Genomic DNA, 12,448 nt, shown 5'->3' on the forward strand with positions numbered 1-12,448 from the left:
CGCCTTAACCTTCGTTGGCCACGCCGTGCGGCACATGACCAGCGGCCACGTGCTGATGTTGACGCGCACTGTCGATGTTGTGCTGGGAATCGTCGAAGAAGATATCGGCACCAAACGCCTCAAGGAACGGGCCCTTGTGCCGCCCGCCGAGGAACAGCGCCTCGTCCAGACGCACGCCCCACTGGCGCAAGGTGCGGATCACCCGCTCGTGCGCCGGTGCCGAGCGCGCAGTGACCAGCGCGGTGCGGATCGGCGAGGCTTCGCCGGGCGGAAACGCCGCCTGCAAGGCGTGCAGTGCCGACAGAAAATTGCGGAACGGCCCCACCGACAACGGCTCGCGTGCGCGCTCGCGCTCGTGACGCCCGAAGGCTTCCACGCCCTGCTCGCGCGAGATGCGTTCACTCTCGTCGCCGAAGATCACCGCATCGCCGTCGAAGGCGATCCGCAGCTGCGTCGACAAACGGCTTTCGTCGTTGTCCACGATTGCCGCGGCGGCCTCGGCGCGTTCGCCGGGCGCCCGCGGCATGATGGTCGCCGCCGCAATGCCGTGGCTCAGTGCGCGCCGCACCGATTCCGGATTGGCCGATAAAAACAGATCGGTGCCGAATGGTTTGACGTACGGCCAGGTCGGCTGGCCCGAGGTGAACGTGGCACGCACGATGCCCAGGTTGTAATGCTGGATCGAATTGAAGATGCGCAGACCGGTGTCGGCGGAATTGCGCGACAGCAGAATCACTTCCACCCGCGGCGCGTCTTCGGGCACATCGTGATTGAGCGCCAGCAGCTTGCGCACGACCGGAAACGCAACGCCAGGCTGCAAGACGTCGTCCTCGTGCTCGCGCTGAAACGTCGAATACGCCTCCACCCCATCGGCCTCGAATAGCGCATGGCCTTCTTCAAGATCGAACAGGGCGCGCGAGGTCACCGCGACGGTCAATAATCTTGGGGAGTTGTCAGGCATTGGAGAGGCCGGGATTGGTGATCACGGATTCGGGCTTGGTTTGCAACAGCGATCGGGAATTCAACGATGGAACTGGACGATGTGTGACGCATCGTACCGGTCGGCGCACTCTCTCGCAGCCAGCATGGCACGCCTTTGCCGTTGCCAATCCCGAATTCCCAATACCCGCCCTCACACCGCAAACTGCTCGCTGAAGATGCGTTCTTCCAGGTTGTGTTCGGGGTCGAACAACAAGGTGACCTGGCGTTGCGCGGATTCGCGGATGGTCACTTCGACCACGTCGCGGATTTCGTGCGAATCGGCGGTGACGCTGACCGGGCGCTTGTACGGGTCCAACACGCGAAAGCGCACCTCGGTATCGGCTTTGAGGATGGCGCCGCGCCAGCGCCGCGGGCGATACGGTGCGATCGGCGTCAGCGCCAACGTGTGCGATCCCAGCGGCAGGATTGGCCCGTGCGCCGAATAGTTGTACGCCGTGCTGCCTGCCGGCGTGGCCACCATCACGCCATCGCCGATCAACTCGGCAATGCGGGTCTGGCCGTTGAGATCAATGCTTAGATGCGCCGCCTGCCGGGTTTGCCGCAGCAGCGAGACCTCGTTGTAGGCCAACGAGCCGGCACTGGCCCCGGATTCGGTCTGCACCTGCATTTCCAGCGGCCGCAGATACGCCGGCTCGGCGCGGTGCAGGCGCTCCAGCAGGTCGTCCTCGTCGTCGCGGTACTGGTTCATCAGGAAGCCGACCGAGCCCAGCTTCATGCCGAACACCGGCTTGTCGGAGGCGCCATGTCGATGCAGCGTCTGCAGCATGAATCCATCGCCGCCCAGCGCACAGACGATGTCTGCGCTGTCCAGCGCATGGTCGCCATAGCGCTGCACAAGGCGCGCGCGCGCGGCCACCGCCGGCTCGGCGGGGCTGGCAAGAAAGGCAATGCGGGGTGATGCGGTCATCGTTGACTCCAAAGCATGCGAATCAGCATACCGCAGCCCTGTGCTGGGCTTGTTGTGGCTATGCCCTGCCCTCCGGGGCATGCACGGCAGCGGTCGCGTCTTCGCGATCAAGTGCGCATGAGCCTGCGCACATGCCAGCTTCGCAACCGCGTTTGCTGACGTCAGTGCGGGCCCAGGCAGCACGCCATCGGACGCAACCGGCCTGAGCTCAGGCCGTCAGCCGCCAGGCGCGGTGGATGCGCGCATGCCGTTCGAAATCCGGGTCGATGGTACGCGGGCTGATCTCCTCGCACTGCGCGAACTCCGCCACCGCCTCTTCATCCAGCTTGAAGCGACGGAAGTTGTTGGAGAAATACAGCACGCCACCGGGCGCCAACCGTGCCACAGCCGCGCGCAAAAGACGCACGTGCTCGCGCTGGATATCGAAATCCTCGGCGCGTGCGGAGTTGGAGAAGGTCGGCGGGTCGCAGAAAATCACGTCGAAATGCGCGCGTTCGGCTTCCAGCCAGGCCAATGCATCGGCTTGCACTAGCTTGTGCTTGCTGCCGGCTAGCCCGTTCAATGCAAGATTATCGGCGCACCATTGCAGGTAGGTTGCCGACAGATCCACGCTGGTGGTGGACGCCGCTCCGGCTACGGCCGCTTCCACGCTGGCCACGCCGGTGTAGCAGAACAGGTTGAGGAAGCGGCGTCCCTTGGACTGCTGCGCCATGGTGCCGCGTAGCGGGCGATGGTCCAGAAACAGCCCGGTATCCAGGTAATCGAACAAGTTCACGCGCAGCAACGCGCCGTGTTCGCGCACGTGGACGATTTCGTTGCGCTGCTCGAAACGGCCGTACTTGCTGCCGCCCTTGCCGCGTTCGCGCGACTTCAGCGCGACGCGCTCGGCCGGCACCTCGAACACCTCGCGTGCGGCCGCGAGCAGTTCGTTGAGACGACGGCGCACATCGGCTTCCGGAATCGTCGCCGGCGCTGCGTATTCCTGCACATGCAGGAAGATGCGCCGGTCGCCGTCTGCTTGCTGATACACATCGACGGCGGCGGAATATTCCGGCAGGTCGGCGTCGTAGGCGCGGAAACATTCGATGCCTTCGCGTGCGCGCCACTTCTTGAATTTCTGCAGATTCTTGCGCAGGCGGTTGGCCACCATCTGCGCGCCTTCGCTGAGCGCAGTCGGTGCCGCCAGCGGGGCGCGCCGCGGCACTGCGATCGGGTCGCAGACGATCAACGCGCATTCGATCGCGCCGTTGAACAGCTGGTATTTCTTGCCTGCGCGCAGGCCGGTGGCATAGGCCAGCTCGGCATTGCCGCACAGCAGGCTGGCGCGCCACTGCGGCACAGCGCGCTGCAGGGTGTCGCCCAGGCGGCGATACAGCGCCGCGTCGGCGGCCAGGCGCTCGTCGTAGGGCGGATTGCACACCACCACGCCGGTGGCCTGCGGTGGCGTCTGCAACTCACCGACCTCGCGCACGCCGAACCAGATCGCCTCGGCCACGCCGGCCACGTGCGCATTTTCTTTCGCAGCACGGATGGCGTGCGGGTCCATGTCGCTGCCATGGATCACCTGCTTGAGCGCGGCGCGGCCGACGCTGTCACGCTCGCGCGCCTCGCTGACCAGCTGCTGCCAGCCATCGCGGTCGAAACCGCGCCAGCGGCTCGGCACGTCGCTGCCGTAGCGCTGCAGACCGGGCGCGACGTCGGCGGCCATCAGCGCGCCTTCAATCAGCAGCGTGCCGCTGCCGCACATCGGGTCCAGCAGGCCACCGCCATCGGCGTAGGCGCGCGGCCAGCCGCCGCGCATCAGCACCGCTGCGGCCAGGTTTTCCTTCAACGGCGCCTCGTTCTGCGCCATGCGCCAACCGCGCCGATGCAGCGGGCCGCCGCCCAAGTCGACCGAGATGGTGGCGCGGCCCTTGCGCAGCGACAGGTTCAAGCGCAGGTCCGGGCTTTCCACGTCCACCGACGGGCGCTCCAGTCCCTGCCGGCGCATGGTGTCGACCACGGCGTCCTTGATGCGCTGCGCCGCGTAGCGGGCATGGGTGATGGCGGTGCCGGACACATGTGCGTCCACCGACAGCGTATGCCCCACCGATAGATGCTCGTCCCATGGCAGTTCGACCACGCCGGCATACAGTGCGTCTTCGTCCGGGCAATCGAACTCGGTCAGCGGCCACAGCACGCGGCTGGCCAGGCGCGACCACAGCACGGCACGCTGCGCATCGCGCAGTTCGCCTTCGACGTTAACGCCGGAGATGGTGGCGGTGGCCTTGCTGGCACCGAGCGCAAGCAGCTCGTCGGCAAGCAGGTATTCCAGGCCCTTGGCACAGGATGCGAAGAATTTCACGTAGGCAGGTATCGATAAAGACGCTGGCCGCGGCGGCGAGCGTGGGAACAGGACAGCGGGCCGGCGCCCTGTGGGCAATACCGTGGCCGCCGTGGACGGGCCGCAGATGGTCGGCCATCGCGGCCGGCATTACCAGCCCGGCGGCCGGATCGCCGACACCCGCGCAGCAGGCCAGGCGCATGCAGCCCGCGCTCAGCCCAGCCCGAACGCCGGGTGATACGACACATCGGCCAGCGGCAGCAACCGATCACCGAACGCCAGCGCCTGCAGCTCCGATGCAGGCACGTCGGGCAACACCAAGCCGGGTTCGACCGCAAAACCCAAGCGCCGGAAAAACGCCGGCTCGCCCAGCGTCAGGCAGCCTGCGGCGCCGCGCTCGCGCAAGGTGGCGAGCGCCGCCTGCACCAGCCGCGTGCCCAGTCCTTGTCGCTGGTGGCCTGGCCCCACGGCCAGGGGGCCGAGCGCGAACCAGCCGGGCGAATCGTCCGACAGCGTCACCGGCGACACGGCCAGATGCCCCACCACATAGCCATCGTGGTCGGCCACCAGCGACAACGCCAGTGCGCCGTCCTGACGCAAACCGGCAATCACCTGGTGCTCGTCATGCCGGCTATGCTCGGCGCGCATGAAGGCCACCATCGTCAGCAGTTCGATGGCGGCGGCGTCGCCTTCGGTCGCTTCGCGGATCAACACATTCATGGGTGACACCGCGCGCAGCCATGGCTCGGGAGGGCCCGCATCACAGGCTCTGCAACAGTTCTGCGAACGCGCGTGCCGACGCGTCCACGTGCGAGGTCAGACGATGGTCGTCGTCGACCATCAGCAAGCGCGCATGCCGTGCTTGGGCCCAAGCGATCACGTCGGCGGCCGGAATCAGCTCGTCGCGCCAGGCATGCACGATCGAGATTGGCACCTGCGCGGCGTCCAGCGCCGGCATCGGGCCCATGTTGGTCGGCGGCACCATCAGAAACAGGCCGCGCGTGGGGACCTGCAACGACACCCGCCCGGCGATATACGACCCCAGGCTGGAGCCAACCAGCACCAGCGGGCCCTTGTCGGCGGCTGCACGTGCGATCTCCAGCAGGCGTTGCAGCCGGCCTTGCACATCGCCCAGCGTGCTCACCTCGCGGCGTGCATCCAGGTCGGTGTAATCCGGGCGTTCGTGGGTCCAGCCCCACTGCTCGGCCACCTTGGCCAGCGCAGTCACCTTCAAGGCGTCCGGGCCGCTTTCGAAGCCGTGCGAGAGGATGCAATGCCCGCGGCTCATAGCGCCTGCACCGTATCGCCGATGCGCAGCACGCCACCGCGCAGGATGCGTGCGCACAGCCCGCCGTGACCGCGCATGGCGTTGTAGCCGCCCGCGCCCAGGGCATCTTCCATCCGCGAGCACGGGTCGCACGGGTCGGTTCCTTCGAGTTCCACCTCGCCGATGCGAAACCGCCGCCCTTTCAGCGCGATCAACGGGATGCCGGACACCACCAAGTTGCGCCGCAGCGTGGCCGGCGCGACGGTCGCATGTCCTGCCAGCGCCGCGATCACCGGCAGATGCTCGGCCTGGATCAGGGTCACGCCGCGCTTGCCGCTGCCGCCCTTGTAGCGGTCCCCCACCAAGCCGATGCCGGTGGTGACCTGCGCCGCGTCCACCTCCAGCATTGCCACATCGCGCGCCGGACGCACGCCGATCCAGGTCACCTGACCGGTCTGCGGCAGCGTCGCCATCAATTTGCCCAGAGGGCTGTCGGAATTAAAAGCCATCGCCGAATGCTAGCATCCGCTCCATGTCCGATGCCGTCCTGCCGTCGCCGCCGATCACCTACGCGCCGCTGTCCTACGAATCGCGGTTGGCGAAACGCGCGCTCACCCAGATCGACATGGTGGTCATCCATTGCACCGAGTTGCCCGACATGGCGATGGCGCGCGAATACGGCGAGCGCGTGCTCTACGACAGCGGCACCGGCAACAGCGGGCATTACTACCTTGATCGCAACGGCAGCATCCAGCAATACGTCGCGCTGGAGCGCGTTGCGCACCATGTGCGTGGGCATAACCCGCATACGTTGGGGATCGAACTGGTCAACCGCGGCCGGTATCCGCACTGGCTGGATTCGCGTCATCAAGCAATGACCGAACCGTATCCCGAAGCGCAGATCGCCGCGTTGATCACCTTGTTGCAGTGGCTACAGCAGCAGTTGCCTGCGGTACGCCGCATCGCCGGCCATCAAGCGCTGGATATCACCCAGGAAGCGGCCAGCGACGATCCGGCGCGCAAGATCCAGCGCAAGCTCGACCCCGGCCCGTTGTTTCCGTGGCCGCGTATCGAAGCGGCGGTCAGCTGGTCGCACACGCCACGGTAGCAGGGGTTTTAGAAACCGCGCGATGCCTGCATGCGACATGTGTTTGGTGGTTTCGAAACTGCCCACCGCTGCTGCACGCTCAACGCTCCGTCGCACGGTAAGTCTTCTCGCCTGCGTTCACTGCCACGTCCAGTCGATTTTCGGGAGGCGCGATCGGGCAGACCACATGCGGCGTCAGTGCGCATGGCGGATTTTCGGCCAGATTGAAATCGAGCACGACGCGGCCATCGCGGGGCAGCGCGGCATGGAGGTAGCGCGCGCCGCCATAACTTTCCTTGCCACTGGTGCGGTCGGCAAACAGGAAGAACAGGCCCTGGCCATCCTCCTGCAGCAGCGGCTGCAACCGGTATTGGTGGCCATTTTGCGAGAACACCGCCTCTCCGGGCACCTCCACGGTCAGTGGCGTGCCGATCGACGTCAGTAAGGTGGTCGCGCGCGGCGTTGGATAGGGTTGCCAGTGCGCCTGGATGCGCCACTGCGGATCGGTCGGGAAATATTCCAGCCCCTCGAACTGTCTTAGCCCAGGCGCTGCCGGGTCGCGGAAGCGCCATCCGTACAAGGCGCCGGTCTGCACCAGATAGAACTGCCGGCCATCGACGTCCAGACGATCGCCGCGCTGCCCTGCCCGCTCCGGTTCCAGGCGGACCTCGTCGATACGTAGTCCATTGAGCGTCACCGACGCGGCGACATCTGCGCGGAAACGTACCTGCCCCGCTGCATCCAATGTCAGTTGCCCCAACTGCGCAGGCCCGGCAGGCAAGATGATATCGCTGTGCGGGTCGCTGCCCACACGGTACTGACCGGCGCGCACGCGCCCCGAACCGGTATAGCTCAGCCACCCGTCGGGCGCGCGCAGTTGCGTCAATCGCTCCGCGCGCGCGCGTTCCAGCGCGACCTGATACACATCTTGCTGCGCCACATTTCGATGACCGGCAGCAGGCGCATCGCTGACATCGGCGGTCGACCCCGCCGAACAGGCAGCCAGCGTCCACACCGCGACGCACAGCGCGCCAACCCGTAACTGCAACCGCATGGCTCACCCAGCACTGCGAGAAACTGCGCTCCGCGCAGCGAACCTGCGTCCCCACAGGCCACCGTTCCTGCCGCCATTGTGCCTTCAATCAGGCGCCGGTCGCGACCGGTCGCGACGCGTCCTGCAGCCAACCGCTCCAGGAACCGGCGTAGACGCGTGCTCCTGATAGCCCCGCCACTTCCAACGCCAGCAACAGATGGCATGCCGTCACGCCGGATCCGCACATCACCACCACCTGCTCGGGCCGATACGCACCTAACGACGCAGACAACTCGGCGCGCAATGCGGCGGCCGGCTTGAAGCGACCATCGCGCAGGCTCAACCCCAACGGTCGACTCACCGCACCTGGCACATGCCCGGCCACCGGGTCGATCGGCTCGACCTCTCCACGGAACCGCTCGCCTGCGCGCGCGTCCAGCAACCAGCCCGGCGCCTGTTGCAGTCGCTCCACGATCTGCTCGGCATCCACGACCGCGGCGGTATCGAAACTGCCGGGATACCCGGCGCCATCACCCAATGCAGGTGGCTCGGTGCTTTCCGCAAGACCGGCAGCACGCCAGGCAGCCAAGCCGCCGTCCAGCACTGCCACCCGGCGATGCCCCATCAATCGCAACATCCACCACGCGCGTGCGGCCGCCATGCTGCCATCGCCCGCGTCGTACACCACGACCTGGCTATGCGGATCGATGCCCCATTGGCCGAGACGTTTGGCGAATGCCTTACTGTGCGGCAGCGGGTGCCGCCCCAGTGCCGGTCGCGACAGATCTGCCAGATCGTGGTCGAGATCGGCGTAATACGCGCCCGGCAGATGCCCCTGTGCATAGGCCTTACGCGCTGCGTCCGGGTCTGGCGCGGTTGGTGGCGCGGCGCGCGCATCCAGCAGACGCAGCTGCGGATGCTGCAACGTGGCCGCCAGGGTCGCGGCATCGACCAGCGTGCTCCAGTTCGGATCGACACTCATGCAACCTGCTCCAGGCGACGACGAAGATTGAGAAGGATGGCCGCCGTGGCGCCCCAGATGCGCTGACCAGGCCAGTCGTATTCGAGCACGCGCCGCGGGCGCCCGCGGAATTCCAGTTCCACACTGCGCAGATTGTCCGGGTCCATCAGGTAGGCCAGCGGCACTTCGAAGACGTCCGCCACTTCGTCTGGCTGCGGTACCGCCACGAACGCCGGGTCGATCACCGCCACCACCGGTGTCACCCGGAATCCGCTGACGGTCAGAAACGGATCCAGATACCCCATGGCGTGCACCTGCTGTGCGCCCAGCGCGATTTCTTCGCAGCTCTCACGCAGCGCCGCAGCCGCGGCATCGGCATCGGACGGTTCCACGCGTCCGCCCGGGAAGCTGACCTGCCCGGCGTGATGGCGCAGGCTGTCGGTGCGTCGCGTCAGCAACACCATGGTGCCCTGCGCGCGCGGCACCAGTCCGCATAACACGGCCGCCTCGGCAGACGCGTCGCGGTCGGTCAGATCGATCAGTTCGGCATGGTTCCAGCCCGGCCCGGCCGGCGCAGTGTCCAGCGGATACAACGCTCGCCTCAGCTGCGCGTACTCCGGCAGCCTGGCCGTCAGCGCGCGTGCGGGCAGCACCGTATGCAGATAGTCCTGGCGTTCGGCGTCGCTCATGCTCATCCAGCGTGCAATTTCATCCAGGCTGCGCAGGCAGCCGACACAGCGCGACTGCGCATCTAGCGAACATACACCGATACACGGACTCGGCAGCCGACCGGCTGCGAAATCGGGATCGGGATCGGGATCTGCATCGATATCGGTTTCGACATCGCTGCCGCTCATTGCTGGGTCCTACGGCCGCTGCATCGTTCCATCGTCACCTTCAGGCAATCGGCCGACCAAAACGACAACGCCGGCCTGGTGGCCGGCGTTGTCATGGCAACATCGCGTGCAATTACTTGACGCTGACCAACTTGATCTCGAACTGCACAGCCACGTTCGGCGGGAACGGGGTACGCGGGTCGGCACCGTAGGCCTTTTCCGGCGGCAGGGTCACTTCCCACTTCGAGCCGGCCGGCATCTGCAGCAGCGTGTCGCGCATGGCCTGCATTTCGACTTCGCTGACCTTGATTGCCGGGATCTGCTGCGCCGGACGTGCCTTCTCGCGGTCGCCGAACGGGAACGGACCCGCTACTTCCAGCTGCACGGTGCTGGCCTGGGTCGGCTTGGCACCCTTGCCGGCTTCGATCACGCGGTACTGCACGCCGCTCGGCAGCGTCTGCACACCAGCGGTGCTCTTGTTCTTGGCCAGGAACGCATCGCTCTTGGTCTTGTTGGCTGCAGCGGCCTTTTCGTACTCGGCCTTGGCCTGCTGGGCACGACCCTGCTCGCGCTTCTGGAACGCTTCAACTGCCGGCTTGAGCTGGTCGGCAGTGATCGCCGGCTGCTTCTTGGCATAGGCGTCCTGCAGACCCTTTACCACCGAGTTGATGTCGAGCTGCTCGCCGCGGCCGGTGAGCTCGGCAAGGTTATTGCCGTAGTCATAGCCGAAGTAGTAGCTCAACTTGCCCTTCTCGGACGTCGTGTCCTGGGCCAGTGCATTGCCCGTCAGGGCCAGGGCCGCCACAGCGACCGCGATAGAACGCAACTTCATCAAACAATTCTCCAGGGTGGTGGCACAGGACGGGTCTGCCGCCTGAGATGACGCGCTAGGATAGCGGGCACGATACCGAACCGCTACTTATCACGAAAGCTAGGACCTGCAAGGCTTTCGGAAGTTCCGTATTTACTAATTTTTTACGTTCGCAAGGGTTCACATGTCCAATCACGTCATTCTGATCGCCGATCACGCCAGCATCCGGACGATTACGGTCAACCGGCCGGACAAACTGAATGCTTTGAACCAGCAGACCATGCAGGCCCTGGACCAGGCATTTCAGGACGCGGCCGCCGCAGACGATGTACGCGCCGTGATTCTCACCGGTGCCGGCCCCAAGGCCTTCGTGGCAGGCGCAGATATCGCCGAAATGACTGATCTATCGGCAATCCAGGGCCGCGAATTCTCGCTGCTGGGCCAGCAGCTGATGCGCCGGATCGAGCGCATGCCCAAGCCGGTGGTTGCAATGATCAATGGCTTTGCGCTCGGTGGCGGCCTGGAGCTGGCAATGGCCTGCCATCTGCGCATCGCCGCGGCCACCGCGCGCCTGGGGCAACCGGAAATCAACCTTGGCCTCATCCCCGGCTTCGGCGGCACACAGCGCCTGCTGCGCCTTACCGGCCGCGCCGCAGCGCTGGAACTGTGCCTGCTTGGCCTGCCGATCGACGCCGCGCGCGCACTACAGCTGGGACTGGTCAATCGCGTGGTCGAAGCGGAGGCCTTGCACGAGGAAACGCTCGCCCTGGCACAGCGCCTGGCAGCCGCTGCACCGCTGGCACTGCGCGGCATTCTGGATGCGGTGGTGTTCGGCGGGGAATGCGCCATGGAAGAAGGTCTGCAGCTGGAAACCGCGCAATTTGCGCTGTTATTCGCCACTGACGACATGCGCGAAGGCACACGTGCGTTTCTCGACAAGCGCCCTGCTCAATTCAAGAACCGCTGATCATCGCCATGACGCTCGACCCCACATCGGCATCGCGTCCGTTGCCACTGCAGCTGTTGGACTGTGTGCAGGCGGATGATCTGGATCGCGCTTTGGCGCTCGGCTTGATGGCGTATCTGCCCGACCCGCAGCACGACGTGCTGGACGCCAATTTCCCGCAGGTCTGCGCCACATTGCTGGGTGCACAGCAGCGGTTGCGCGATGCATGGGCCGCGCGCGAACGCTATCGCGCGCGCGCCGCGCGCCTGCAACGTCGCGCCGCCGAGCGCGACGCACGCAGGGCACCCGCCCCGGCACCCAGCCAACCGGCAACGCCTGCGTTGCCGCCGCTGGCCGCTGCCATCCTGGCGCGCGCCAAGGCAAAAGCCGCCGGCGGAGCGCCGCCATGAACGCACCGCAGGCACGTCGTGGCAGCAGCATGCGCAAGCCTGAGGTACAGGAGATGTTCGAGCGCCTGCGCGAACTTAATCCGCACCCGACCACCGAGCTGGAATACACCACCCCGTTCGAATTATTGATCGCCGTGCTGTTGTCGGCGCAGGCTACCGATGTCGGCGTCAACAAGGCCACCCGCAAGCTGTATCCCGTGGCTAACACGCCCCGTGACATTCTCGATCTCGGCGAAGAAGGCCTGAAGCGGTACATCGCCACCATCGGCTTGTTCAACGCCAAGGCCAAGAATGTCATCGCCACGTGTCGCATTCTGCTTGAGCGTTACGGCGGCGAAGTGCCGCACGACCGCGCCGCGCTCGAGGCGCTGCCCGGCGTCGGCCGCAAGACCGCAAATGTGGTGCTCAACACCGCGTTCGGCGAGCCTGCCATGGCAGTGGACACGCATATCTTTCGCGTCTCCAACCGCACCGGTCTTGCGCCAGGCAAGGACGTACGCGCAGTCGAAGACACGCTGGTCAAGGTCATTCCCGCCGAGTTTCTGCACGACGCGCATCACTGGCTGATACTGCACGGCCGCTATGTCTGCAAGGCACGCAAACCGGATTGCCCAGGCTGCGTGATCCACGATCTATGCCGCTATCGCGACAAGACCCAGCCGGCGCCGGAGCGGCAAACGAACACCCCAATTTGATGCAGCCGTGGAGTCAGAGCAACAGCGCAACAGCCAGCCCTGATCCACTCGCAGTAACCGCAAGGCCGCAAGCGTTCACGAGTCTCAGGTCCCAAGTCCGAATCCCCGATCCCAGCCCAAAAAAATCGCGACCGGATGATGCGTCTTTCGGCGCCATGCATCATCCGGTC

The 12,448-nt window shown here is 65.9% G+C and carries 14 protein-coding genes and 1 pseudogene; 4 read left to right on the forward strand and 11 right to left on the reverse strand.

Annotated elements, in window-relative coordinates; genetic code table 11:
* Window positions 1–4: 4 nt before the first annotated feature.
* The 7 genes and pseudogenes from XpruCFBP8353_RS10270 to XpruCFBP8353_RS10300 all read right to left on the reverse strand — a co-directional run bounded on the left by XpruCFBP8353_RS10270 (window position 5) and on the right by XpruCFBP8353_RS10300 (window position 6,008).
* The gene (locus tag XpruCFBP8353_RS10270) at window positions 5–961 is read right to left on the reverse strand and encodes a 5'-nucleotidase (RefSeq protein WP_101363161.1); all 957 of its coding nucleotides are present in this window, start codon (window positions 959–961) and stop codon (window positions 5–7) included.
* Between the two features lie 171 nt (window positions 962–1,132).
* Window positions 1,133–1,909, reverse strand: coding sequence for an NAD kinase (locus tag XpruCFBP8353_RS10275; protein WP_101363162.1), 777 nt, complete (start codon window positions 1,907–1,909; stop codon window positions 1,133–1,135).
* Window positions 1,910–2,117: 208 nt separating this feature from the next.
* Window positions 2,118–4,253, reverse strand: coding sequence for a bifunctional 23S rRNA (guanine(2069)-N(7))-methyltransferase RlmK/23S rRNA (guanine(2445)-N(2))-methyltransferase RlmL (gene rlmKL, locus XpruCFBP8353_RS10280; protein ID WP_101363163.1), 2,136 nt, complete (start codon window positions 4,251–4,253; stop codon window positions 2,118–2,120).
* Window positions 4,250–4,434, reverse strand: a pseudogene (locus XpruCFBP8353_RS10285) (hypothetical protein). The gene rlmKL and the pseudogene XpruCFBP8353_RS10285 overlap by 4 nt, the downstream one beginning before the upstream one ends.
* An 11-nt stretch (window positions 4,435–4,445) precedes the next feature.
* The gene (locus tag XpruCFBP8353_RS10290; protein ID WP_101363164.1) at window positions 4,446–4,952 is read right to left on the reverse strand and encodes a GNAT family N-acetyltransferase; all 507 of its coding nucleotides are present in this window, start codon (window positions 4,950–4,952) and stop codon (window positions 4,446–4,448) included.
* Between the two features lie 40 nt (window positions 4,953–4,992).
* Window positions 4,993–5,520: a YqiA/YcfP family alpha/beta fold hydrolase gene (locus tag XpruCFBP8353_RS10295; protein ID WP_101363165.1), complete on the reverse strand. Its 528-nt coding sequence runs from the start codon at window positions 5,518–5,520 to the stop codon at window positions 4,993–4,995.
* Entirely contained in the window at window positions 5,517–6,008 is a 492-nt protein-coding gene (locus XpruCFBP8353_RS10300) for an MOSC domain-containing protein (RefSeq protein WP_101363166.1), read from the reverse strand. Before XpruCFBP8353_RS10300 ends, XpruCFBP8353_RS10295 begins: the two co-directional genes overlap by 4 nt.
* A gap of 23 nt (window positions 6,009–6,031) precedes the next feature.
* On the opposite strand from XpruCFBP8353_RS10300, the gene XpruCFBP8353_RS10305 reads away from it, so the two are divergent.
* Window positions 6,032–6,607, forward strand: coding sequence for an N-acetylmuramoyl-L-alanine amidase (locus tag XpruCFBP8353_RS10305; protein WP_101363167.1), 576 nt, complete (start codon window positions 6,032–6,034; stop codon window positions 6,605–6,607).
* Window positions 6,608–6,686: 79 nt separating this feature from the next.
* Here the strand turns inward: XpruCFBP8353_RS10305 and XpruCFBP8353_RS10310 are convergent, their stop codons facing one another.
* The 4 genes from XpruCFBP8353_RS10310 to XpruCFBP8353_RS10325 form a co-directional block, all read right to left on the reverse strand.
* The gene (locus XpruCFBP8353_RS10310) at window positions 6,687–7,640 is read right to left on the reverse strand and encodes a DUF1684 domain-containing protein (protein WP_101363168.1); all 954 of its coding nucleotides are present in this window, start codon (window positions 7,638–7,640) and stop codon (window positions 6,687–6,689) included.
* 88 nt (window positions 7,641–7,728) lie between these two features.
* Entirely contained in the window at window positions 7,729–8,601 is an 873-nt protein-coding gene (locus XpruCFBP8353_RS10315; protein ID WP_101363169.1) for a sulfurtransferase, read from the reverse strand.
* Complete coding sequence (locus XpruCFBP8353_RS10320) at window positions 8,598–9,437, reverse strand: CoA pyrophosphatase (RefSeq protein ID WP_162301013.1); 840 nt, start codon at window positions 9,435–9,437, stop codon at window positions 8,598–8,600. Before XpruCFBP8353_RS10320 ends, XpruCFBP8353_RS10315 begins: the two co-directional genes overlap by 4 nt.
* Window positions 9,438–9,549: 112 nt before the next feature.
* Window positions 9,550–10,248, reverse strand: a complete 699-nt coding sequence (locus tag XpruCFBP8353_RS10325) for an FKBP-type peptidyl-prolyl cis-trans isomerase N-terminal domain-containing protein (RefSeq protein ID WP_101363170.1) — start codon at window positions 10,246–10,248, stop codon at window positions 9,550–9,552.
* Window positions 10,249–10,411: 163 nt separating this feature from the next.
* Here XpruCFBP8353_RS10325 and XpruCFBP8353_RS10330 point away from each other — a divergent pair, with 163 nt between their 5' ends.
* Genes XpruCFBP8353_RS10330 through nth form a run of 3 tightly spaced genes read left to right on the forward strand, consistent with a single transcriptional unit; the run spans window position 10,412 to window position 12,278 of the window.
* Window positions 10,412–11,194 (forward strand): enoyl-CoA hydratase-related protein, encoded by a 783-nt coding sequence (locus XpruCFBP8353_RS10330; protein WP_101363171.1) that lies wholly within the window; start codon window positions 10,412–10,414, stop codon window positions 11,192–11,194.
* A gap of 8 nt (window positions 11,195–11,202) precedes the next feature.
* Complete coding sequence (locus tag XpruCFBP8353_RS10335) at window positions 11,203–11,583, forward strand: hypothetical protein (protein WP_101363172.1); 381 nt, start codon at window positions 11,203–11,205, stop codon at window positions 11,581–11,583.
* A complete protein-coding gene (nth, locus tag XpruCFBP8353_RS10340; RefSeq protein WP_101363173.1) occupies window positions 11,580–12,278 on the forward strand; it encodes an endonuclease III in 699 nt (232 codons plus the stop codon). The genes XpruCFBP8353_RS10335 and nth overlap by 4 nt, the downstream gene beginning before the upstream one ends.
* Window positions 12,279–12,448: the final 170 nt, after the last annotated feature.

Origin of the sequence: Xanthomonas prunicola (assembly GCF_002846205.1) — a bacterium.
GTDB classification, from domain to species: domain Bacteria; phylum Pseudomonadota; class Gammaproteobacteria; order Xanthomonadales; family Xanthomonadaceae; genus Xanthomonas; species Xanthomonas prunicola.

What these genes read in the sequence shown, in the direction of transcription:
- XpruCFBP8353_RS10270 (WP_101363161.1), bottom strand. Translation starts at nt 961, where the DNA reads ATGCCTGACAACTCCCCAAGATTATTGACCGTCGCGGTGACCTCGCGC.
- XpruCFBP8353_RS10275 (WP_101363162.1), bottom strand. Translation starts at nt 1,909, where the DNA reads ATGACCGCATCACCCCGCATTGCCTTTCTTGCCAGCCCCGCCGAGCCG.
- XpruCFBP8353_RS10290 (WP_101363164.1), bottom strand. Translation starts at nt 4,952, where the DNA reads ATGAATGTGTTGATCCGCGAAGCGACCGAAGGCGACGCCGCCGCCATC.
- XpruCFBP8353_RS10295 (WP_101363165.1), bottom strand. Translation starts at nt 5,520, where the DNA reads ATGAGCCGCGGGCATTGCATCCTCTCGCACGGCTTCGAAAGCGGCCCG.
- XpruCFBP8353_RS10300 (WP_101363166.1), bottom strand. Translation starts at nt 6,008, where the DNA reads ATGGCTTTTAATTCCGACAGCCCTCTGGGCAAATTGATGGCGACGCTG.
- XpruCFBP8353_RS10305 (WP_101363167.1), top strand. Translation starts at nt 6,032, where the DNA reads ATGTCCGATGCCGTCCTGCCGTCGCCGCCGATCACCTACGCGCCGCTG.
- XpruCFBP8353_RS10310 (WP_101363168.1), bottom strand. Translation starts at nt 7,640, where the DNA reads ATGCGGTTGCAGTTACGGGTTGGCGCGCTGTGCGTCGCGGTGTGGACG.
- XpruCFBP8353_RS10315 (WP_101363169.1), bottom strand. Translation starts at nt 8,601, where the DNA reads ATGAGTGTCGATCCGAACTGGAGCACGCTGGTCGATGCCGCGACCCTG.
- XpruCFBP8353_RS10320 (WP_162301013.1), bottom strand. Translation starts at nt 9,437, where the DNA reads ATGAGCGGCAGCGATGTCGAAACCGATATCGATGCAGATCCCGATCCC.
- XpruCFBP8353_RS10325 (WP_101363170.1), bottom strand. Translation starts at nt 10,248, where the DNA reads ATGAAGTTGCGTTCTATCGCGGTCGCTGTGGCGGCCCTGGCCCTGACG.
- XpruCFBP8353_RS10330 (WP_101363171.1), top strand. Translation starts at nt 10,412, where the DNA reads ATGTCCAATCACGTCATTCTGATCGCCGATCACGCCAGCATCCGGACG.
- XpruCFBP8353_RS10335 (WP_101363172.1), top strand. Translation starts at nt 11,203, where the DNA reads ATGACGCTCGACCCCACATCGGCATCGCGTCCGTTGCCACTGCAGCTG.
- nth (WP_101363173.1), top strand. Translation starts at nt 11,580, where the DNA reads ATGAACGCACCGCAGGCACGTCGTGGCAGCAGCATGCGCAAGCCTGAG.